This window comes from Blastopirellula sediminis, assembly GCF_020966755.1.
GTDB lineage: Bacteria > Planctomycetota > Planctomycetia > Pirellulales > Pirellulaceae > Blastopirellula > Blastopirellula sediminis.
This window is the reverse complement of the sequence record NZ_JAJKFT010000010.1, coordinates 1141511-1163034: the sequence shown is the minus strand read 5'-3', so window position 1 is coordinate 1163034 and position 21524 is coordinate 1141511. Positions and strand designations below refer to the sequence as shown.

The 21524-nt window shown below is 58.5% G+C and carries 19 protein-coding genes; 12 read left to right on the top strand and 7 right to left on the bottom strand.

Going from position 1 to position 21524, the window contains the following annotated elements:
- Window positions 1–106: 106 nt before the first annotated feature.
- Together LOC68_RS16355 and amt are read right to left on the bottom strand one after the other, a co-directional pair.
- Complete coding sequence (locus LOC68_RS16355) at window positions 107–706, bottom strand: YfbM family protein (protein ID WP_230220698.1); 600 nt, start codon at window positions 704–706, stop codon at window positions 107–109.
- A gap of 131 nt (window positions 707–837) precedes the next feature.
- Window positions 838–3105 carry an ammonium transporter gene (amt, locus tag LOC68_RS16350; protein ID WP_230220696.1) on the bottom strand — a complete coding sequence of 756 codons (2268 nt, stop codon included), beginning with the start codon at window positions 3103–3105 and terminating at the stop codon, window positions 838–840.
- A 705-nt stretch (window positions 3106–3810) separates the two neighbouring features.
- On the opposite strand from amt, the gene LOC68_RS16345 reads away from it, so the two are divergent.
- The gene (locus LOC68_RS16345) at window positions 3811–4893 is read left to right on the top strand and encodes a DUF1559 domain-containing protein (RefSeq protein ID WP_230220694.1); all 1083 of its coding nucleotides are present in this window, start codon (window positions 3811–3813) and stop codon (window positions 4891–4893) included.
- Between the two features lie 96 nt (window positions 4894–4989).
- Window positions 4990–5433 (top strand): hypothetical protein, encoded by a 444-nt coding sequence (locus LOC68_RS16340; RefSeq protein ID WP_230220692.1) that lies wholly within the window; start codon window positions 4990–4992, stop codon window positions 5431–5433.
- Between the two features lie 73 nt (window positions 5434–5506).
- On the opposite strand, the gene LOC68_RS16335 is transcribed toward LOC68_RS16340, so the two are convergent.
- From LOC68_RS16335 to LOC68_RS16325, 3 genes are read right to left on the bottom strand one after another with little or no spacing between them, the layout of a single operon-like run.
- A complete protein-coding gene (locus tag LOC68_RS16335; RefSeq protein WP_230220690.1) occupies window positions 5507–6205 on the bottom strand; it encodes a thioredoxin family protein in 699 nt (232 codons plus the stop codon).
- 60 nt (window positions 6206–6265) lie between these two features.
- Entirely contained in the window at window positions 6266–7510 is a 1245-nt protein-coding gene (locus LOC68_RS16330) for a hypothetical protein (RefSeq protein WP_230220688.1), read from the bottom strand.
- A gap of 1 nt (window position 7511) precedes the next feature.
- Window positions 7512–7847, bottom strand: coding sequence for a hypothetical protein (locus tag LOC68_RS16325; protein WP_230220686.1), 336 nt, complete (start codon window positions 7845–7847; stop codon window positions 7512–7514).
- Here LOC68_RS16325 and LOC68_RS16320 point away from each other — a divergent pair.
- From LOC68_RS16320 to LOC68_RS16275, 10 genes are all read left to right on the top strand, one after another.
- On the top strand, window positions 7829–8554 hold the full coding sequence (locus tag LOC68_RS16320; RefSeq protein WP_390623371.1) for an RluA family pseudouridine synthase: 726 nt from the start codon (window positions 7829–7831) through the stop codon (window positions 8552–8554). The two genes, LOC68_RS16325 and LOC68_RS16320, sit on opposite strands and share 19 nt — an antisense overlap.
- Window positions 8555–9052: 498 nt before the next feature.
- Window positions 9053–10081 (top strand): DUF1559 domain-containing protein, encoded by a 1029-nt coding sequence (locus LOC68_RS16315; protein WP_230220682.1) that lies wholly within the window; start codon window positions 9053–9055, stop codon window positions 10079–10081.
- Window positions 10082–10191: 110 nt separating this feature from the next.
- Window positions 10192–10620, top strand: coding sequence for a carboxypeptidase-like regulatory domain-containing protein (locus tag LOC68_RS16310; protein ID WP_230220681.1), 429 nt, complete (start codon window positions 10192–10194; stop codon window positions 10618–10620).
- 840 nt (window positions 10621–11460) lie between these two features.
- Entirely contained in the window at window positions 11461–12336 is an 876-nt protein-coding gene (argB, locus tag LOC68_RS16305) for an acetylglutamate kinase (protein WP_230220679.1), read from the top strand.
- Between the two features lie 82 nt (window positions 12337–12418).
- Complete coding sequence (locus tag LOC68_RS16300) at window positions 12419–13630, top strand: aspartate aminotransferase family protein (protein ID WP_230220677.1); 1212 nt, start codon at window positions 12419–12421, stop codon at window positions 13628–13630.
- A 116-nt stretch (window positions 13631–13746) separates the two neighbouring features.
- Entirely contained in the window at window positions 13747–14664 is a 918-nt protein-coding gene (gene argF / locus LOC68_RS16295; RefSeq protein ID WP_230220675.1) for an ornithine carbamoyltransferase, read from the top strand.
- 96 nt (window positions 14665–14760) lie between these two features.
- Window positions 14761–15741, top strand: a complete 981-nt coding sequence (locus LOC68_RS16290; RefSeq protein WP_230220673.1) for an ankyrin repeat domain-containing protein — start codon at window positions 14761–14763, stop codon at window positions 15739–15741.
- Window positions 15742–15805: 64 nt separating this feature from the next.
- On the top strand, window positions 15806–16519 hold the full coding sequence (rph, locus tag LOC68_RS16285; RefSeq protein WP_230220671.1) for a ribonuclease PH: 714 nt from the start codon (window positions 15806–15808) through the stop codon (window positions 16517–16519).
- Window positions 16520–16566: 47 nt separating this feature from the next.
- A complete protein-coding gene (locus tag LOC68_RS16280) occupies window positions 16567–17517 on the top strand; it encodes a hypothetical protein (RefSeq protein ID WP_230220669.1) in 951 nt (316 codons plus the stop codon).
- Between the two features lie 31 nt (window positions 17518–17548).
- Complete coding sequence (locus LOC68_RS16275) at window positions 17549–18469, top strand: hypothetical protein (RefSeq protein ID WP_230220667.1); 921 nt, start codon at window positions 17549–17551, stop codon at window positions 18467–18469.
- A 48-nt stretch (window positions 18470–18517) separates the two neighbouring features.
- Here the strand turns inward: LOC68_RS16275 and LOC68_RS16270 are convergent, their stop codons facing one another.
- Together LOC68_RS16270 and LOC68_RS16265 are read right to left on the bottom strand one after the other, a co-directional pair.
- Window positions 18518–21064 (bottom strand): DNA gyrase subunit B, encoded by a 2547-nt coding sequence (locus LOC68_RS16270; RefSeq protein ID WP_230220665.1) that lies wholly within the window; start codon window positions 21062–21064, stop codon window positions 18518–18520.
- A 97-nt stretch (window positions 21065–21161) separates the two neighbouring features.
- Window positions 21162–21494: a DUF721 domain-containing protein gene (locus tag LOC68_RS16265; RefSeq protein ID WP_230220664.1), complete on the bottom strand. Its 333-nt coding sequence runs from the start codon at window positions 21492–21494 to the stop codon at window positions 21162–21164.
- Window positions 21495–21524: the final 30 nt, after the last annotated feature.

The window sequence follows — 21524 nt, the reverse complement described above, 5'->3', positions numbered from 1 at the left end:
GAAATCATTCTCGGAACCCAGCGACGTCAAACTTTGCGCAACCGAATGACCTTCGCCGAATTTGCCCTCCGCTGTAGCGAATATAACGACAATCGGCGTTTTACAACTAATTGATATAAGTGATCACCACTTCGTTGGTCGCCAGGGCGTCGGCGAACAGCTGTTGCAGCTTTGGAAAGACGTCGAACAGACCTTCCACTTCATCGAGCGTCCAGCCGCCGGGATAAGGCTCGGGATAAATTCCGGCCTCATTGAACGCTTCCGGCGAGAAACGTTCCCGCAAATCCTCGATTGTTAACGGCTCCAGAGCGGCGGAAATTGCGGCGATCTCATCCCGACTAAAACGTCGAGCCGGGCCGTACGACGCGTCGAGCATCGTCGCTTCCCCTCCCATGACGACCCGAAAGAGCGGATCATCTGGATCGCCATCAGGCTGCAATGACGCGTCGCCGGTCAGCAGAAAGTGAAGCGCGTGCCAATCTTTTTCGAGATCGACGCGGGTTGGATCTTCTTGCGCGCGAGCGAAGGCGGCCAGAATCTCAGGACCATGAGCGGCGATCGCCTCCGGATCGCTCATCATTTGGGTCATCGCCGCCATGTCGATCCCGGGCATGCTGCAGAGATAGGCGACCCCCTTCTCTGGATCTTGCTCCAGTTCGGCCAATTGCTTGGCCGGAAGTCGGCGATAGGTGCAAGTCATTCCCATGCGCAATCCCTTCTCGCAAAATCGAAGTTCGCCCCGCGGCGCCGACCGCAGTCAACGGTGGCGCCGTAGGTCGAATCTAAGGGATCACGTAGCGATTGTCACGTGAATTCTGTGGGACGACGCCCCCTCGGCTAGGAAGCGTCGCTGTCAGCCAACACCCCTTCCAGATCTTCGTACGATTGGCGAACTCGCGTCGCGATTTCGGTCGTTCCTTGACGAACGTCATTCAGACCGTTCATCATCTCTTCGATCATCTGGACGACGTCGTCCCCGATCGCATGGATGTCGCTTGAAGCTTGTTCGTGTTCGTCCATCGATTGGCGAATCGATTGTCCCATTTTGCTGCTGATGTCGCTCACCTGGCGAATTACCTCCAGCGTTTCGCCGATCTTGCGCACCGCGCCGCGGGAGTCCCCTTGGATCGCGACGATCCGGTCCGAAATCTGGCGAGCCGAGTTCGAAGATTGCGACGCAAGCGTCTTCACTTCGCCGGCGACCACCGCAAAGCCTTTCCCCATGTCGCCGGCGCGGGCCGCTTCGATTGTCGCATTCAAGGCCAGCAGATTCGTCTGCTCGGCGATATCGTCGATCATCGCCAACACCGCTTCAATCTCGGCCGCCGAACGATCGAGCTTTTCGATCGTCCGTTGGCTTTCGGTCGAATGGGAAAGTCCCAGATCGGTCGCTTGTCGCGACTGGTCGGAATGCACGGCCACTTCGCGGAGCGACTTCACCAGCCCGTCGATCTGCTGAAAGACCGCGCGGACCGAGCCGGTCACTTGCTGCGAACGTTGGCTCGAAACTCGCAGCACGCGTTCAATCTCGTCGTTTTGCGATTGAATCACGGCGATGTTTTGTTCGACGTTCGCTTGGTAGTTGCGGAGCCCGCTTTTGATTCGACTGCGCTGCTGCTCCAGGTTCCGCATCGCTTGTCTGGCGGAGGAGTGTTCATTCCGAATCGTGTCGATCAATTCGTTGTAGCAACGAGCCAGATCCCCCACTTCGGTACCATGCTCCACTTCGACCAACAGCGAAGCGTCGTAGGTTTTCGCCTCGGTCGCTCGCTGCATCGCTTCGGCCAATTCCAACAGCGACGAGACGGCGCCATGCTCGGCGACGTTCAGACCAATCCGTTCGTCTTCTTCGCTCACTCGCAGCGGCATGAACAAGCTGAGCGTTTTCAGCGTGACGAAGGTAACGCCGAACGACCAGAGAAAACCGGCGCCAACGCCGATCGCTTGCGTCTGCAGCAGCGAAAAATGCGTCATTCCTTCCGGCAGTTTGTCCGTTTCAATAAAGATCGCGACCGCCAGCGTACCGAAGGCGCCGCAGAAACCATGCACCGGCACGGCGCCGACGACGTCGTCCAGTTTCAGCACATGCTCCAGGAAGAGCGTTCCGTAGTAAACCACAAAGCCGGCGCCGACGCCGATCGCCGCGGCGCCCATCGTATCGACCGAAGCGCAACCGGCCGTGATGCCGACCAATCCGCCGAGCACGCCGTTAGCGATCATATCGGGTTCGGGCCGTTTGGTCGGACCGAACCAGGTCAGAACCGAAGTCGCCAAGCCGCCGAAACAAGCGGCCAGCATCGTGTTCACCGCGATCGGCGCCACGTCGGTCGTCGCCGCCAACGTGCTGCCGCAGTTAAAGCCGAACCAACCGAAGAACAAGATGAACGTGCCGAGGAAGACCAGCAGCAAATTGTGCGGCGGAATCTTGCGCGGATTCCCATCTTTGTCAAAGCGACCAAGACGCGGACCGATGCAAACCAGACCAGCGAGCGCCACCCAGCCGCCGATGCTATGCACCACGGTCGAACCGGCGAAGTCAATGAAGCCAAGTTGTTCGAGCCAACCTCCGTCGCCGCCGTTGAAGAAGCTTCCCCATGCCCAGTGACCGAAGATCGGGTAAATCAATCCAGAGCAGACCAGCGACACCGTCAAATAAGTGACCAATCGCGTCCGTTCGGCCACGGCGCCCGAGTCGATCGTCGCCGCCGTGCCGCAGAAGACCGCTTGAAAGACGAAGAAGACCGCGAGCCACGGATTGTCGCTGACCGAGAAACAGAAGTCGGACGTACCGACCAGCCCATACCAACTGGCGCCAAACATCAGGCCAAAACCGAACAACCAAAACGCCCCGACCGAGATCAAAAAGTCGGCGATGTTCTTCACCGCCACATTGATCGAGTTCTTCGCCCGGGCCATCCCACACTCCAGGCACATGAACCCGGCCTGCATTAGAAAGACGAGCGACGAAGCGACCAGGATCCAGATGTAATCAAGCGGCGTGGGTCCTGATTCGACGGCGACTTCCGCCACTTCTTGTGCGGAGGCGATGGAGGAACCGATCGAGACGCAGAAAACAGCAAACCCAAGTTGCTTCCAACGAGACATGGTTGACCTGATGTAAATGTTTTTTCGAATCTGCCCTACTTTCCTAAATGGTGAAAAACCATAGACCTACTGACGTTTATGTCAAACCGCTCCCTTCGGTTTCCCGCAACTTTCGCGCATATAGTTCCTTAATTTGGTAATCACTCGCATTAAGTGATTATTGTGGCTATTTAATGGAATGAAACTTTCCTTCACGCACCCCCCCGGCGACCCTCATTTATTGAGGGACAAGCCAAGGATTCAGGCCGATCGCCGCTTGGCCGTTGCGGCCGGTCGCTATCGCATGCCATCTCCGCAAATTGTGGTCGACGACGCTCAACCGCTTCCTCGCGAGACGACGGCCCCAATTGATGGGAATTCAGCGGAAAAAAAATTGGCAGATGCGCGAATGCGAGAAATAGTTTTGCGCAGAACCAAGAGAACTGCGGGAATTTCTTGAAATCGAGAACGCGTAAAAAGCGACTTTATTGCCTTCTATTGGCGTCTTTTCGGGGATTTATCTCTCCTAAGCCCCACGTTTGGCATTTTTTTTGAATGGCCGGTTAAGAATCGCGGGAAAAATTCTCGGGGGTCGAATTTCCGTAGCTAGAATCGCTTTCATCTGGTTGCTGATGAAGACGCACCTGGCGGAATGAGACGTCTTCAAACGCTTCGTATTGAGCTCCTTTTATTCCTTCTACTTTTTAGCCATTGCGAGTCCAAACCATGATCCGCTCAGTCCGTCGCTCCGGATTCACGCTTGTCGAGCTGTTGGTGGTGATCGCCATCATCGGCGTCTTGATCGCCCTGCTGTTGCCGGCCGTCCAACAGGCCCGCGAAGCTGCTCGCCGGATGCAGTGCACCAACAACCTGAAACAATTCGGCCTCGCGGCCCACAACTTTGAAAGCACCTTCAAGACTTTCCCGCCGCTGCGTCACTCGAAAGCCTACAAGAACACGGACGGTACGACGTCGGTCCTCAGCAGCGAGGCTCCGGCCCAGGTCTTCCTGATGCCGTTCTTCGAACAAGGCGCCGCCTACGACCTGTTCGATCTCGACTACAACGTCAACAGCGACGGCGTGGTTCACTCGAGCGTTCCCGCCAAGACCGGCGCCAACTCGAAGGCTCGCGTCGCCCAAGTGCCCTTCATGCTCTGCCCCTCCGATCCTTCGGATAACGATTACTACGGCGCCGGCAAGCTGAATTACCACGCCTGCATCGGCGGGACCAACATGTACGGCGGAACGCCGATCGACGGCGTTTTTGCGAATCCGAGAGCGACCACCATCGGCCAGGTAATGAAAGGTCCGCGGATGGCCGACATCACGGACGGGCTAAGCAACACCGCCCTGTTCGCCGAAGTGATGCGCGGGACCAAGCAACACAACGCCTCCGGCAATTTCGACAATACGACCGTGATGAACTCCTCGTCCGCCTATACGACCGCCGCTCAAATGACGGACGGACGCAACATTCCCGAATGTCTGCCGAACGCCTATAGCTTGGTTGGCTCCGTGGTTCGCTATACCGGCCACCAGTATTATCGCACTCTGCCGCAGATGGTCACTTATTCGCACACGCTGCCGGTCAACTGGAACCGCAACGTTAACGACCCTGCTCGCCAGCGCTACAACTGCGCCAACACGGGGTTTGTGGCGGGGCATATGGCCGCTTCCAGCTATCACTCTGGCGGCGCCAACTACTGCCGAGCCGATGGCTCGGTCGGCTTTGCGACCGACACCACCGACTTCCTGATCTGGCAAGCGATCGGCAGTCGCGCTGCCGGTGAAGTCGCCCAGATTCAATAGCGACGCTTAAGTAAACCTCACATCGCGGGCAAGTTCGATCGTCCCGATCCGAACTCGCCCGCCGAGCCCATTGGGATTCAGAATAGGTAGCTTCCCATGTACCAATACCAAATGCGAAATCTGCTGCTGGCTTCGCTGGTTGTCGCTCCTGTGCTCTTCGCCGCCGGTTGCGGAAGTAGCAAAGCGGAGATTGGCGATAGTCCGGAACCCGGCATGCCCGGCACTCGCGACGCGTTGACCGGAATGATCGAACTGCTGAAGTATGTGAAGCACGAAGGACTTCCTCCGCCAAGCAGTAAGGGGGACTTCGCCAAGTACGATCCCATCTTCCCCGCGGTAGGAACGTTGGTGCAGAACGGTACGGTCGTCTATCTCTATGGCGCCCAGATCGATCCCTCTTCTCCTGAAGAGAAGCTGGTCGCGATGCAAGCCGACGCCGAACAGAACGGGGGCCTGGTCCTCGTTTCGACCGGCGAAGTGAAATACCTGGAAGCGGCCGAGGTCGCCTCGTTGCCGCCCGGCGGAAAGAAGAGCAAATAGATCGCGCATCGTCGCGCTTCGTTGTTTGGGGACGCAAGTGCGTCCCCATTTTTATGCGCTCGCCGAATCGACATTAGTCGGCCGACGATTCGTTCACTTCCGTGAGCAAGCGTTCCAGAATCTGGTCAAGTGCGGCCGCATCCCGCACTCCGGGAAGCAACTCGCGTCGCTTGCCGTCGATAAAGAATACCAGTGATGGAACCGCCGCAAGTTTCACTCCCCGGCAAAGCGCCTCGCTCGCCGCTTCGTCCGTATCGCACGATACGAAACTGACGCGATCCTCCCACTTCTTACGTACCTTCTTCAACTCGCGGTCCTGTTGGCGATCAATCGCATTCCAAGGGGCCCAAAAATGAACAACGACGCAGCGCCGCTCTGACAGGAAAGATTCATAGTCGGCGATCGGAATGGGGGGCGTCGTTACAAACGAATCGGTAGAAAACGCTTGCTCTACCCGTTTCGAGAGCCGATGCAGCGAGGTGAGCTTGTCCCCGGCGACCTGATCATTGTCAATCTCCAGCGGATCCGCTTCCGGCTGCTTCCGCTTTTCCGCGATCGCGAGCTTCCGATCCTGACGCGACTGGCGATCCGATTTGATCATCGCCATAACCGCCACGATGAACAACGCGATGACTCCCGTTGCAAAATCGAGAATGTCGTTGCGGAACAGGAAGTGGATGTAGAAGGAGAGAACATAGCCGGCCGCAATCGCTCCGCAGAAGCTTAGCCAGTCGTATCGGGGCGGGGCTTTCGTTTCCGGAACATCCGACATCGTCATGGTTCCTTCGCAGATGCAAAGAATTGTCGCCGCTTCGCTCCATTCTACGGCGTTTCACCGCGCCAAGCGATCGCGCGGCTCCGCGTTCAGCCAGAACCGTTTGGTCGCTTCCTTCATCTGTTCTGGACCCCGGTAACGCGTCTCGGTTCGCTCGCCGCGCCAACGATCGGCCGGATCTTGCACCGACATTTGGCTAAATAACGCCACGCCGTACCGCTGCGATGCGGCGATCGCCACCCCGACCTGAAAGCGATCATCCGGGTAGATCGGCACGTTGAGCGCATGCAGCGACCACTGCGAAGCGTCCAGTCGATAGGCGCCCCACTCCGTTTCGACCAAGAACGGCCGCAACTTCTCCGGCAGCGCTTCGGCCGCCGCGTCGTCGATGTAGAGATCAGCCCGCGACACATGCGACGCGTACAGCGCCCAACCCGGCCACGCGTCGCAATAGCCGAGCGGCTCAAGCAGCGGAAACAGCAGCACAAACGACGCGGCGAAGATCCCGACCGCGCGCAACTTCGCCGGCGGCGCTTCGACCGGCTCCTCCCCTTCTCTCTCAGCCATTGGCCAGAACAACAGCGGCGCTTGCGCCAAGAAGCAAAGATTCCAAAGCAGCACGCCGGGCCAGTGATTCAGTCCCAAAGGTCCCACCACCAGCAGTAGCGTCGTATGCATCACCGCGGCGAAAATCACGCCCAGTTTGCGGGTCCGCGGGATCGCTAACAGCACGCCGACCGTCAATTCTCCCAGCGGGAACAGAAGCGTCATCCCCTGCCGAACGCTCGCCGCCAGCGCTTCTTTGGCGCCGACCCAACCGAGCAGCACATCCAGGAACATCTGCCCCTCGTCCCGCATGAACGGCAGGTTCAACTTCGACAGCGAGGAATAAACGTAGATGCTGATCACAATCATCCGCAGCAGCCGCAGCGCCAGCTTCGCTTCGCAGGTCGCCAGGATGATCGTCGAAAAGATCAGCTGGTACGCCCAAGGTTGAAAGCGATGTTGATCGAGCAAACAACTCGCCGCGATGCACATCGCCGTCGACCAGGCGGCGAGCGTCGCTTGTCGATTGGGGGTCACCAGCCAGGCGAGCAACGACCCAATGATCCCAACCGCGAGCACATAGTCGATCATCGCCGGCGCGTGAACCAGCGCTGAAAAGACCGGAACCTGCGGATAGTCGGTCTGCGGCAACCACAACTTGTACGACGTGCCGACCAGCAGCAGACCGCAGATCGCTAGGACTCGTCGATAGTAGCCAAGGCGAACTTCTTCGCTCGATCGAGGAACCTCGCTCACCTTAGCGGGCCTCCAAGAAAACGATGCGGCAACCGATCATCCGCTTCCGCAGCGACTTCACCAGCTCACCGCTCACCTGCGATCCGCTGAGCGTCAGCAGCTTCAGCGTCTTGTGCCCCGCCAACGGTTCAACCCCCGCGTCGGTCACCGACGTGCCGCTGAGATCGAGCTCTTCCAGCTTCTGCGCCTCGTCCAACAAGGCCAACTGCACATCGCCGATCGCTGCGCCGCACGGGGAAAAGTCGACCGTGTGCAAACGCCCACTTTTCCGCAAGCGCAGCCGGGCGCCCAGTTCGCGGAGCGTTTCGATCAGTTCCGGTGGGTCGGCGTCAGGCATTGCGTCGTATCTGTCAAAGGAGTGACTCTGAATGTATCGTAGTTCGTTTCGCCGCCGCTGAACATGGAACCGCCCTCGTGACTCGCGACTGGAAAGTCCTCCACCTGGACGAGCATCTGATCGTGCTCGACAAGCCGAGCGGCATGCTTTCGGTCCCAGGCCGTGGGGACGACAAGTACGATTCGCTGGCGGTCCAAGTCGCCGCCGACTTCCCCGGCGCCCGCAATGTCCATCGCCTCGATCGGGACACCAGCGGCGTGATCGTGATGGCTCGCGACGCCGAAACGCATCGCCAGTTGAGCCGCCAGTTCGAGCAGCGGGAGACCGACAAACGTTATGTCGCAATCGTCGCCGGAACGATCCTGGCCGAGTCAGGACGGATCGAACTTCCCCTCCGCAAAGACTTCGATCATCCGCCGCGGCACATGGTCGACCAGGAGCTCGGCAAGCCGGCCGTTACCGACTGGGAAGTTGAAGCGCGGTACGAAGACTCGACGCGACTCTCGCTGATTCCGCAGACCGGCCGCAGTCATCAACTGCGCGTCCATCTGCAAGCGATCGGCCATCCAATTCTGGGCGATCCCCTCTACGCCCCCGAAGAGTTGCAAACCGCGGCCAATCGCTTAATGCTGCACGCGATCGAGCTGGAAATCACGCATCCGACCAGCGGCCAGCGAATGCGATTCGTCGCCGCAGCGCCGTTTTAGCTGTCTCAATTGGGTGGCACTGCTGGCTTGTCCAGCAGTGTTCGGCTTCCAAGTCGATCGACTCTGATTTTCAACGGCGCGGTCGTGACGCTTTTGCGCTTCCGCTTCGTTCCGGATCGCACGGCAGTTCACACTGCAGGAAAAGCCAGCAGTGCCACCCGCCGCCATGCACCACGAATCTCGAAATCGCCATGGGGAAAACTTGTCGATAGCTCGTTCACACCCTGTCGGCAGCCTGTCTGTAGCGTGTTGATGATGTCGCTAGCGACAAGTTAGACAAACGGATCAAGATAGTTCGATCGCTGCGTAACATTTAGCGTGATTAATTTTCGATTTCCTCTTTACACAACTCGCTAGTTCTCTAGGATGGCTGGTACCTCTCCGCCAGCGAGAGAATTTTCCTCTTCAAAGCTACTTTTATGCTTTTCGATATCGCATTCGTATCCTTTTCGACGGATCTCTGGATCTCCTCTTCTCTTCTTCATCCAGGAGAAACGTATGTTCGAACTTGTCCTATCGGAGTCCTCTCAACCTAGAAAACCAGAACGCCGGCGAGCGTTCACCTTGGTCGAGCTGCTGGTGGTGATCGCCATCATCGGCGTCTTGATCGCTCTCCTTTTGCCGGCCGTTCAACAGGCCCGCGAAGCGGCCCGGCGGATGTCTTGCAGCAACAATCTGAAGAACATCGGACTTGCGCTGCATACCTATCACGACACCCACAACAACTTCCCGATTGGCCATCATTACCAAGGGCATTGGGACGGCGATCCATCCAGCAGTGAAGGTGGAACCGGGTTCGGTTGGGCGACGGGGCTTCTCCCTTATATCGAGCAAGGAAATCAGTTCGATCGTTTCGACTCGGCCTATCCCGCCGCCGAAAATACGATCACCCGCAACCGCAAGGTGTGCCAGACTCCGCTCGATCTCTTCAGCTGTCCTTCGGACACCAAGCCGGCGCAGTACAAGGAAGGCGCCATCCCGAACGCCGCGACCAGCAGCTACCAAGGCGCTGGATCAGCGTACGACGGATATCCCAACAACAAAGTCGGCAGCTCCCCGAATCGAAATCGTTTTAACGGCGTCTTTGATCGCACGAACCGCGGCTATATCGTCGGGCTCAAAGATATCCTCGACGGGACGAGCAACACGATCTTCGTCGCGGAGACGAAGTGGGAAATGGATAACAACCGTCGCAATCGCTCGCGCATCTACGCCGGCAACGACATCGTCGAGTACGCGAAAGGCGCCACCAACGCCATCCTGGTCAACGGCCAATGGGCGATGAATTGGACCCAAAAACAAGGGAATCCGCAGCCACATCGGACCGCCGGCAGCTTTCATCCCGGCGGCGCCATGTTCGCGTTCAGCGACGGCTCGGTCCATTTCGTCAGCGAGACGATCGAGCATACGGCCTCCACATGGACCAATGCGAACAACGCCTATGACGGGACCAATGGAGGCGCCGGGTACGGCGTCTATCAACGGCTCTTTTCGATTGCCGACGGGCTGATTATTCCCGAAATCTAAACGTCTTCCGACGCCAATCAGCAGGGCGTCAATCGGCCGCCGCTTGGTGGGTAGGCGGCCGATTTTTTCCTTTCATCCCTTCGCTTCTTCTCATCTGGTGGAACCTATTTATGTACCGCCCATCGCTTTGTTGTGCGCTCTTCTGTTTGTTGCTATCGCTCCCCGTTTCCCTCGGCTGCGGTCAACGTGGCGATAAACAAATCTTCGCCGTGGAAGGAACGGTCACCCTCGACGGCAAACCGCTCTCAAATGCAACCGTCCTCTTCATCCCCGGTCAAAGTCGCCCTTCCGGCGCGATGACCGATGAAAACGGATACTACGAACTGAACTACACCGATCACCAAAAAGGGGCGCGCATCGGTCTCAACCGAGTTCAAATCACCACCGCCCAAGGCCCGTCCGAAACGGCCGATGGCCAACCAATCGCGGCAGTTCCAGAGACGCTGCCGATCAGATACCACGCCCGCAGCGAGCTGGAGTTCACCGTCTCCGGCGACCAGGCGAACGTCGCGAATTTCGCCCTGACGTCGCGGAAGTGAGCAATCGCCCACCGGCCAACTTCGAAATCGAGCCGGGGATAAAGTGTCGACATGTTGTTGGTACCACGTCGATTGCCTGTCGATGATGTCGCTAGCCGGCGCGTCAGGTTTGTCTCTTGCCTCGCCGGTCGACTTTTAGTATAACTTTGTACAGGCACCACCTCCTGAAACCACGGTACAGAAGCCTTACCGCGGCGGTTGGTGCTGCGCACTCAAAAAGTGTTGCCGTCGGAGTCGTCGAGCGCCCCTGAGCCAAAAAAAAGCGACGCGGTCCAGTCCACTGTTGGTTCGGGTCCAAACGAATCCCGCCCTTTCCGTTCGCCACACGGTCCAGCAGAAAAAAAACGCGCTGCGGTCCAGTCCACTCTGATCGCCTGTTGCAGAATGACCGCTCAAAACCCGGTCTACGCGCACAAATCTGGATAACTGGAAGGGAAAACCTCCTAACTTCCCATCCGGGCAAGATAGTTAAGTTTGCAAAAAAACGGAGCGGTGCGGTCCAGTCCGATGTCCGGGTAGGGTGCGTCTAGACGCACCAGGTCCCAGCCTTCGGATCCGGAAGTTTCCTCGCGTCGAAGCGCAACGCCGCCAACAAGTTGCGTTACCACGCTGTTGCGGCGATGACCGCGATGGCAGGTTCGTGGTGCGTCTCGACGCGCCCTGCGAGAACTTGGGATCGGTAAACCGCTGGTTGGGCGGGAGCAATCAGGAAATCCGCGCCAATTGACATGCTGATTCGGGGGTACTTAAAATGGCGCGTTTCTCCCTGGGCGCGAAAGATCGACAGGGAGGGGTAATCTATTTCTTGTTCGCGGCCACTTGCCGCAGAGGGAGACCTCGTTGGAAGAAGCGATCCAAAAAGCGGATGTCCTGATCGAAGCGCTCGGCTGGATCCGTCGGTTTCGTGACAAGATCACGGTCATTAAACTCGGCGGCAGCGTCATGGAAAACCCCGACGCCCTGCGACACGTTCTGATCGACATCGTCTTTATGGAAACGGTCGGCATGTGGCCGGTCGTCGTTCACGGAGGTGGCGCCGCGATTAGCCGCGCGATGGAAGCCGCCAAGATTGAACCTCGCTTTATCCATGGTCGCCGCTATACCGACGACGCGACGCTGAAGATCGTCGAAGAAGTTCTCGCCGGCCAAATCAACGAGGACATCGCCCAGAAGATCGAAGAGATCGGCGGCCGCGCGATGAACCTCAACTTCAAAACGACCAACGTTTTGTTCGGCGAAAAGATCCAGCTCGACAGCCCCGAAGGTCCGCTCGATCTCGGCAATGTCGGCCACGTGACCCGCGTCGATCGAACCACGATCGAAAACCTCTGCTACGCCGGGCAAGTGCCGATCATTCCGTCGATGGCGATCGATGAAGCGACCGGCCAAAAGCTGAACGTCAACGCCGACACCGCCGCCAATGCAGTCGCCGAAGCGCTCGGCGCCGAGAAGCTCGTCTTTCTCAGCGACGTCAACGGCGTTCGTACCGACAAGAATGATCCCAGCACGCTCGTTCACTCACTCAATGGCGAAAAGGCCCGTGCGATGATGACCGACGGCCGGATCGAAAGCGGCATGATTCCGAAGGTCGAAGCCTGTTTGCAGACCCTCGATCGCGGCGTGAAGAAGATTCACATTATTGACGGGCGACTGCGACATTCGCTGCTGCTCGAAATTTACACCAACATGGGCGTCGGGACCGAAATCGTCCATTAGTCCATTAGGCGTCGCGCGAACCTCCTCGTTCGCCGTCTGTCCCTCTGCTTTCCATTTTTCCACGTGCCTGGAGGCCAGATCGATGTCGACCAGCGTGAGCCACCGGAGCTCGACCGAAACCGCCGAGCTATTCAAGCAATACGTCGTCCCCAACTACGGGCGCTATCCGGTTAGCCTGGTTCGCGGCGAAGGCTCGCGCGTTTGGGACGCCGAAGGAAAGGAATATCTCGACTTCTTCCCCGGCTGGGGCTGCAATCTGCTCGGGCACTGCCCCGACATGATCGTCGCGGCCGTGCAGGAACAGATCGCCACCCTGATTCACGTTCCCAACAGCTGGCTGATCGAAGCCCAGGGACAATGGGCCAAGCTCTTGTCGGAACGAAGCTTTGGCGGTCAGGCCTTCTTCTGCAACAGCGGCACCGAAGCGAACGAAGCGGCGATCAAACTGGCCCGTCTTCACACGCCGCCGGAACGTTACAAGATCATCACGTTCCAAGGTGGCTTCCACGGTCGTACCTTTGGCGCAACCTCGGCGACCGCCCAACCGAAATATCACGAAGGAATCGGGCCGCTGCTCGCCGGATTCTCCTACGCTCCGTTTGGCGATCTGGAAGCGGTCGAACAACTGATCGACGATCAAACCGCCGCGATCATGGTGGAGCCGATTCAGGGTGAAGGGGGCGTTCGCATCCCGCCGGAAGGTTTCCTGGCCGGTCTCCGCGAACTGGCCGACAAGCACAACCTGCTGTTGATCTTTGACGAAGTGCAGACCGGCTGCGGTCGCACCGGTCAATGGTTCGGCTATCAGCACTTCGGCGTGACTCCGGACATTTTGACCCTCGCCAAAAGCTTGTGCGGCGGCGTCGCCGGCGGCGCTTTGTTGACGACCAAAGAGATCGCTCCCAGCTTGCGTCCTGGCATGCACGCGGCGACCTTCGGCGGCAATCCGATCGCCGCTCGGGCCGGCATCGCCGCGATCGAACAGATCGAACGCGACAACCTGTTGGAAAACGTCAGCGTCATCAGCGACATCTTCCGCGACCGGATGTTGGCGCTGCAGGAAGAATGCGACCTGGTCCAGGAAGTCCGCGTCGTGGGAATGATGATCGGCGTCGAACTGACGATCGAAGGCGCTCCCGCGGTGAAGGCCTGCTTGGAAAAGGGGCTGCTGATCAACTGCACCCAAGGCAACGTCATCCGGTTGTTGCCGGCGATGAACTTAACCCCGGAAGAGGTCCACCAGGGGTGCGATATCCTGGTCGACGTCATCCGCAACATGGCGCCAGCCGCCTAAGCGAACTCACATCACGAATCGCCGCGGTTCCCCTCTCCACCGCGGCGATTCGCTTTTCTCCTCTCTGCGATTGGCCGAAGCGTTTTTGGCTATTCCGATTTGAAGCGAGTACTGTTATGCGAAATCTGCTTTCCCTGTTTGATCTTTCGACGGAAGAAATCGAAGCGATTTTTTCGATCGCCGCTGACCTCAAAGCGAAGCTCGCCAAAGGCGTACGCGAACCGCTGTTGCAAGGTCGCGTGATGGGCTTGTTGTTTGAAAAGCAGTCGCTGCGGACGCGCGTGAGCTTCGAGACCGGCATGGCGCAGCTGGGCGGTTCGAGCCTCTTTTTGGGCGAAGACGTCGGTTGGGGAAAACGAGAAACGCCGCAAGATTTTGGCCGCGTGATCAGCCAGTACCTCGACTTCATCGTTTGTCGGGCCAAGTCGCATGAACGCGTCACCGAACTGGCGGAGCACTGCACTTGCTCGATCATCAACGGTTTGACCGACCTGTTCCACCCGTGCCAGGCGCTCGCCGACTTGATGACGGTGCAGGAAGAGTTCGGTTCGCTGAAGGGAATGAAAATCGCCTATGTCGGCGACGGCAACAACGTCAGCCGCAGCTTGGCGCTGGCCTGTGCGAAGATGGGCGCCGAGTTCGCCATCGCTTCGCCGGAAGGGTATGAGCTGGACCAACCCTTCTTGATTCGCGTCGATCAGGCTTGTCCCGATTCGTTCGTGAAGATGACGCACGATCCGTTTGAAGCGGTCGACGGCGCCGTCGCCGTTTACACCGACGTCTGGGCCAGCATGGGTCAAGAAGCGGAACAAGCGCAGCGCGAAGTCGCCTTCGCCGACTACCAGGTCAACAAGAAGTTGATGGACGCCGCCGCCAAAGACGCGATCTTCCTCCACTGCCTGCCGGCGAAACGCGGCCAGGAAGTGACCGACGAAGTGATGGACGCCAAGACGTCGCGCATTGTCGAACAAGCCGGCAACCGAATGCATGCCCAGAAGGGCGTGTTGGTCTGGCTGTCGCAGCAGAACGGCTAAGTCGCTCGTAGGGCAGGCCATGCCTGCCGAAATCGGAAACGTATCCACCTCGGCAGGCACGGCCTGCCCTACGACTGCCGCAGGAGACGAGGTGCGTTGCTAAAGCTTACCGACGCCGCCAAACAAGGGAAAGCGCAGATCGTCATCGACGCGATCCACAGCGGCGTCGCGGTCGACCTGCAACAATTGCTTCGCAAGGTCTTCCAGGACTTTCACACGATCCGGAAAGGCCCTGGCCATCAAGAGTTGGCCGAATATCTTCTCGCTGCCGGCGCGCAGCCAGAGCGAGAACTCGTTTACGAAGCGGCCCGCGGCGGACATGCGAACCTGATTACGCTGCTGCTGGATCGTGGCTTGGAGCGCGACTTGTTCGTCGCGGCGGCTCTGGGAGAAACGAAAGAGGTTGAACTTCACCTGAGTTCAATCCATGAGTGCGACTCGCAGGGAATGACGCCGCTTCACTATGGCTGCGGATCGAGCGTGTGGCGCGGGTCTCCTGACGGGCAGCAACGTCAAGCGGAGACCACCTCGCGACTGTTGCAAGGAGGCGCCGATCCTAACGCAACCAGCGCCTACTGCGGCCTGGTCGACGTTACCCCGCTCTTTTGCGTCGCATGGACCGGGGGACATATCGAGATTGCGAACCAATTGTTAACCGCCGGCGCCAAGATCACGCCGAACGTCTTCTTCGCCGCGGTCGGACACTTTCAACGACACGGCGACGGCAACTACGAGATCGCAGCGCTGCTGCTGAAGCATGGCTTCGACATAAACGCCGGTGAGGAGCGCATGGCGCTACATGCGTTTGCCGCGCATGAAGACGCCCGCGGAGTCGCGTGGTTATTGGATCATGGCGCCGACGTGGATGCTCGCGATGCCGACGGCAATACGCCGCTGATTGCCGCCGCCAAGCGGAACTCCGGCGTCAAGGTGATCCAGCAGTTGATCGACGCCGGAGCGGACTTGGCGGCGGTAAACAACGCAGGACTTGACGCATTGCACGCGGCTCAGATCGCCGGCAAATCGAAAACGACGACGCTGCTCCAGCAGGCGATTACCAGTCGAGAAGCAACCTGAAGGGGCGAATTCTGCTATCCTTCTAGACGACCAAATCATCGACACCACCCCCGAGTAGAGAATCATGGCCCGCCACGACGGACGCAAACCGAACGAACTGCGCGAACTGAAGATCAAACGCCGCTTTACCAAGAACGCGGCCGGCAGCGTGCTGATTCAAACCGGCGCGACGACTGTCTTGTGCACCGCCAGCGTCGAGTCGAGCGTTCCGCCATGGCTCAAAGGAAGCGGCAAAGGTTGGATCACCGCCGAGTACAACATGCTCCCCGGCAGCACGCCGACCCGCAAGTCGCGCAAAGTCGATGGCCGCACCACCGAGATCCAGCGGTTGATCGGCCGCAGCCTGCGAGCGGTCGCCGACTTGGAAGCGCTCGGCGAGCAGATGATCACGGTCGACTGCGATGTGCTCGACGCCGACGGCGGGACGCGCACCGCCAGCATCACCGGCGCGTTCATCGCCCTGGTCGACGCTCTGCAAACGATCCAACTGCCGATCCCCGGCAAGTTCCCGCTGGTCGATAGCGTCGCCGCGGTCAGCGTCGGCCTGGTCAACGGAGCTGGCGCCCTCGATCTCGATTACGTCGAGGACGTCGACGCCGAAGTCGACATGAACGTCGTCATGACCGGCAGCGGCAAGTTCGTCGAAGTCCAAGGCGCCGGCGAAGAGGCGACCTTTACCGAAGACGAGCTGCTGAAGCTGATCCAGCTCGGCAAGCATGGAGTAAAGCAATTGACGGCCGCCCAGGCGAAAGCGCTGGGAAAGAAGTGGCTTTGGTAACGATGTGCGCGTCATAATGGGCTTCTTGATTACCCCAAGAAGTAGCCATGAGCCAAGCAACCCCGACAACATCCGAAACGAAAACCGCGCCGCAGCGACGACGTTGGTTTTCGTTTCGGCTGACGACGCTGTTTCTCCTGGTGACGATCGTGGCGATTGCGGCCGCCTATCCGCACATGCGCTTGCAAGTGCAACTTTGGCGACTCCAATCGTACGTAGGACGCGACTTGCGCACGGCGACCGATTCCGAGCGCTGGACGCTCGGACGAATCATCAAGAGTCTGCAGGCTCCTGTTGATAAGATATTCTTTGACAAGTCGTTTCACCCGCAGACATGTTGGCGGCTATTGCGCATGGAAACGGGGGGCGAAACGCGTTTCGTTCTGCTCCAACACCGCACGACCGATCCGCGTCTCTTGCAAGCGCTCAGCTCTAGCGGCGATCCTACGGTCACGGACGATCCCGGCCAGTCAGATGCGATCGTGCTGCTGTACGACTCCCAGGGAAAACTGATTTACCATCGGAGACTTGTTACTGGCTGGCACATCGATCAGATGGAAGCCAAACTAGTCGCCGATTCTAACTTAGGCGAACCGCTCCTCTGCATTTTCGCAGGTAACGCCGCACCCGACGAGGTTGCGAAGCAGTACTACGCTCTTACCAGCGACGAGTGCCGCTTAGTACGGTTGGAGAACCAGGCCGGTGACGCAGTTCGTGATCGTTATGTCGATCCCGAAGAACGGATCGGCCCCGAGCCGCCGCTCCGAACCCAAGCGGAATGGACGACCGCCTTGTACGATCCAAGCAAGACCGAGATCTTGCGAACGCTGACCTGGCTCAGCGGCAGCACCAACAACAGCAGCGCCGAAGGGAAACAGATTTCGGGGGTAAGACAAGAACCGGCCGCGAAAGTAGCCCTCGCCGATTTGCTCGACAGCGACGATGCCTGGATCAGCGAAGCGGCGCGACTAGCGCTGGAATCGATTAACAACGACTAGGTGACGAAAACATTCTTCCCACGGTGGTCAAATGACGCCTGAAGAATCTGAGCAAAATCCCCCGCCGCGGCGACGACGAAACTGGCGTTCGTTCGGCTTAAAGACGCTGTTTGTGCTCGTCACCATCGCGGCGATCGTCGCCGCCTATCCGCATTTCTATCGTCGTTATCAAATTCATAAGTTGAAGTCATTTGTCGACCAAGATGTCCGCCAATTGGAGGAGGATAAACGAAATGAACTTCGCAGAGTCGTCAACATCCTGATCGATCGCCCGATTTACGGTTGGTACGACCGCAGCCAGTATTGGCGCGTTTGGCGAATCCCGACGCCCGATGGTTTCAGGTTCGTCCTGTTAAGAGTCTTTCCGCGCGAAAACCAAAATACAAATACCGTAAAGATCTGCATCCTCAATGACAATTGCCGAATGGTGAACGAGTCGGAATTCGACACCGGGAATTCCATCACCCTCCGTAATGCAACTCTTGATTACGATCAGTTCCCAGAGCAGCCAATCATTCAATTCCACATGATGCATTTCTCCGATGGGCAGGCCGTCGCGACAGAGTACTATTCGATCCTTGACGGTCAGGTCGCGCTACTACGATTAGAAGACCGCGATGGAGAACTGATTTCCTACCCCGTCGCTAACGTTGGCCCTCCAGCGATCGAAAAATCGGAAGCCGAATGGAAGGAGTCGCTGTCGAGCCCTCACCTGCCCGAGGTCTTAAGCACGCTCGCATGGCTCGGCGAGTCGTATTCGCATTCCGGCGCAGCAAACGATGAAAACACGCCGCTGCCGAGCCGAGTCAAGACCGACCCCGCGACGCAAGCGGCCATCGCCAAGCTGGCGAAGCACGAACACCCCTGGATCGCCGAAGCGGCGCTCTACCTCGTCCACGAGAATGAGTTGGAAGACAAACCGCTTACGTCCTCTCAGCCGATAGAAAAATGAAAAAAGCCGGCACATGGCCGGCTTTCGTGGTTTGATTTGACTTGAGACTTACACGTCCAAGTTGCGCACATCGAGGGCGTGCTTCTCGATGAACTCGCGACGCGGTTCGACTTTGTCGCCCATGAGGACGCGGAACATGTCGTCCGCGGCGCTCAGGTCTTCCATCGTCACTTGCAACAGCGTGCGGTTGGACGGGTCGAGGGTCGTTTCGCGGAGCTCTTCCGCGTTCATTTCGCCCAGACCTTTAAAGCGAGTGATCGTCTGTCCCTTTTCGCCGGCCGAGCGGATGGCGCCGACCAGGCCGCGAAGGTCTTCGATGCCCGTTTCGCTTTCGCCGCGACGGAGCTTGTAACGCGAGTCTTGCAAACCGGTACGCTCTTGCGGGATTAACGATTGAATGTCGAAGCCCATCGCCGTCAGTTCGTCCAGCTGGATGTTGATCGTGCGGACTTCGTGCAGTTCGGTGATGTGCGGAACTTCGACCGGGTGACCGTTCGCTTCCGCCTTGCCGTTGGCTTCGTGACCTTCCTCGGCGGCTTCCCCTTCGGCCGGCTCTTCCGAGGCGTTCTCGGTGACCAACCCCTTTTCGATCAGGTAAGCGTCCAGCTCTTTCCGCGTGGAGAACCACTCTTCGTTGATGCCGTAGATCAAGTGGAAAACCGGCAGCTTACCGGTAACCGGATCCTGGCGAACCGCGTGAATCTTCAACGAAATGCCGCGGCGTTCCAGCGCAATGATCGCTTCTTCGAGAGCGGCCAGACTACGACAGAGCTTTTCCATCTCGGCGCCGACGATTTCTCGTCCCACTTCGTCGACAAACGACGCATCCTGCAAACCATGTTCGAGCAGGCGTTCCTTCATCTCTTCTTCGGTCTGGATGTAGGTCACCTGCTTCTTGCGCGTCACGCGGAAGAGCGGCGGCTGAGCGACGTAAACGTGTCCGCCGGCGACCAATGCGTACATCTGTCGATAGAAGAAGGTGAGCAGCAGCGTCCGAATGTGCGATCCGTCGACGTCGGCGTCGGTCATGATAATGACCTTGTTGTACCGGCGTTTGTGGATGTCTTGCTCTTCGCCGATGCCGGCGCCGATCGCTTGAATCATGCTCTGCACTTCTTCGTTGGCGAGCACTTTATCTTCGCGAGCCTTGTAGGCGTTGATGATCTTACCTCGCAGCGGCAAGATCGCCTGGAACTCACGCATGCGCCCCCCTTCGGCCGATCCACCGGCCGAGTCCCCTTCCACCAGGTAGAGTTCGCAGATTTCCATGTCGCGGCTGATGCAGTCGCGCAGCTTACCGGGAAGCCCGCCGCCGCCGAGGGCGTTCTTGCGGTTCCGCATCATTTCGCGCGCCTTGCGAGCCGCTTCGCGAGCCTGGCTGGCCAAGACCGCTTTGCGCACGATCAGCTTGCCGATTTTCGGATGCTCTTCCAGGTACTTGGCCAAAAAGTCGCCGACCGCCGAGTTGACGATCCCTTCGACTTCGCTATTGCCGAGCTTCGTTTTGGTCTGCCCTTCAAACTGCGGATTGGGAACGCGCAGCGAGATCACCGCGGTCAAACCCTCGCGGAAGTCGTCGCCCGAGAGGGAGACGTCTTTGAGCAGCCCTTCTTTTTTGGCGTAGTTGTTCAGCGTACGAGTCAGGGCCGTTTTGAAACCGCTGACGTGCGTCCCCCCTTCGTGCGTGTTGATATTGTTCACGAACGAGTGGAGGTTCTCGGTATATTCCTCGGTGTACTGCAGCGCGATGTCGAAGCCGATCTCTTCGGCGATCCCTTCCAGAGCGATCACTTCCGTATGCAGCGGCGTCGATGCGCGATTCAAGTGTTCGACGTATTCGATAATACCGCGCTCGTATTGGAATTCGCCCCCTTCGTCGGTCCGTTCATCCTTGAAGATGATCTTCACGCCGCGGTTGAGGAATGCAAGTTCTTGCAAACGCTTGTAGAGAGTGTCGTAGTTGAACTTGCTGACGTTAAAGATCTGGCTGTCAGGCTTGAAGCTGGTTTTGGTGCCGCGTTTCTTGGTCGCTCCCCCTTTGCGGATCGGCCCCTGCGGAACGCCCCGCTGGTATTCTTGCTGCCAGATGCTGCCGTCGCGATGCACTTCAACTTCGCACCACTCCGACAGGAAGTTCACAACCGTCACGCCCACCCCGTGCAGACCGCCGGAAGTTTGATAGGCGCCTTTGGAGAACTTGCCGCCGAACTTCAGCACCGTCATCACCCCTTCCAGGGTTGAGACGTCGCGGCCGATCTGTTCCGAGAGTTGCGGGTGCCGTTCGACCGGAATACCGCGGCCGTCGTCTTCGACGGTGACGGAGTTGTCGTTGTGGATCGTGACGGTGATCGCCGTCGCGAATTCGGCCATCGCTTCGTCGATCGAGTTGTCGACGACTTCATAGACCAGGTGATGAAAACCGCGCGTGCCGCGGTCGCCGATGTACATACTCGGACGCTCGCGGACGTGTTCCAGGTCGGAGAGATGCTCCAAGTCGGTAGCGCCGTATTCCGAGTTGGCTTTGGCCATTTCGGCTTGCTTGGCGGCTTCTTTGTTTTCGGGTTCCGGCAGCGATTGATTCGATTCGTCAGTCATGGAAAGTTCTAATCGTTTCTACTAGAGAACGTCCTTGTTCAGAAGGAAGTGTGTCCGAGGAGGCTCAATGCGTCGAGAAATGCGACGCGCGAGCCGGTTAGTTGATGCGGCCGACCTTGATGCGAATCTCCTCGATTCGCCGATCGGGCAATATGTTTTGAAGTTGCTTCAGGATTTCCCGTTTCTGGAAACTGATCGCTTGCGAGATCGCCGAATTCTCGACCCAAACCTCCAGCTTGCCGCGATTCACGTTACCGGCGCGACTGTGCGCTGCGACCTCTTCGCCGGCCGCTTTGGCCCACGCTTCTTGCAAAGCGTCGGCCGATTGCACTTGGGCGTAACCGCTGCGAGCCATCAGCCCAGCGACCAGGTCTCCCATCGCTTGCGGCCCGCGGGGCGCGGATCGTTCGTCACGTCGTGGTGGTTTCATCAGTCCCTTTTCCAGTCGTCCGTAGAGCGA

What these genes read in the sequence shown, in the direction of transcription:
- LOC68_RS16355 (WP_230220698.1), bottom strand. Translation starts at nt 706, where the DNA reads ATGGGAATGACTTGCACCTATCGCCGACTTCCGGCCAAGCAATTGGCC.
- amt (WP_230220696.1), bottom strand. Translation starts at nt 3,105, where the DNA reads ATGTCTCGTTGGAAGCAACTTGGGTTTGCTGTTTTCTGCGTCTCGATC.
- LOC68_RS16345 (WP_230220694.1), top strand. Translation starts at nt 3,811, where the DNA reads ATGATCCGCTCAGTCCGTCGCTCCGGATTCACGCTTGTCGAGCTGTTG.
- LOC68_RS16340 (WP_230220692.1), top strand. Translation starts at nt 4,990, where the DNA reads ATGTACCAATACCAAATGCGAAATCTGCTGCTGGCTTCGCTGGTTGTC.
- LOC68_RS16335 (WP_230220690.1), bottom strand. Translation starts at nt 6,205, where the DNA reads ATGTCGGATGTTCCGGAAACGAAAGCCCCGCCCCGATACGACTGGCTA.
- LOC68_RS16325 (WP_230220686.1), bottom strand. Translation starts at nt 7,847, where the DNA reads ATGCCTGACGCCGACCCACCGGAACTGATCGAAACGCTCCGCGAACTG.
- LOC68_RS16315 (WP_230220682.1), top strand. Translation starts at nt 9,053, where the DNA reads ATGTTCGAACTTGTCCTATCGGAGTCCTCTCAACCTAGAAAACCAGAA.
- LOC68_RS16310 (WP_230220681.1), top strand. Translation starts at nt 10,192, where the DNA reads ATGTACCGCCCATCGCTTTGTTGTGCGCTCTTCTGTTTGTTGCTATCG.
- LOC68_RS16300 (WP_230220677.1), top strand. Translation starts at nt 12,419, where the DNA reads ATGTCGACCAGCGTGAGCCACCGGAGCTCGACCGAAACCGCCGAGCTA.
- argF (WP_230220675.1), top strand. Translation starts at nt 13,747, where the DNA reads ATGCGAAATCTGCTTTCCCTGTTTGATCTTTCGACGGAAGAAATCGAA.
- rph (WP_230220671.1), top strand. Translation starts at nt 15,806, where the DNA reads ATGGCCCGCCACGACGGACGCAAACCGAACGAACTGCGCGAACTGAAG.
- LOC68_RS16280 (WP_230220669.1), top strand. Translation starts at nt 16,567, where the DNA reads ATGAGCCAAGCAACCCCGACAACATCCGAAACGAAAACCGCGCCGCAG.
- LOC68_RS16275 (WP_230220667.1), top strand. Translation starts at nt 17,549, where the DNA reads ATGACGCCTGAAGAATCTGAGCAAAATCCCCCGCCGCGGCGACGACGA.
- LOC68_RS16270 (WP_230220665.1), bottom strand. Translation starts at nt 21,064, where the DNA reads ATGACTGACGAATCGAATCAATCGCTGCCGGAACCCGAAAACAAAGAA.
- LOC68_RS16265 (WP_230220664.1), bottom strand. Translation starts at nt 21,494, where the DNA reads ATGAAACCACCACGACGTGACGAACGATCCGCGCCCCGCGGGCCGCAA.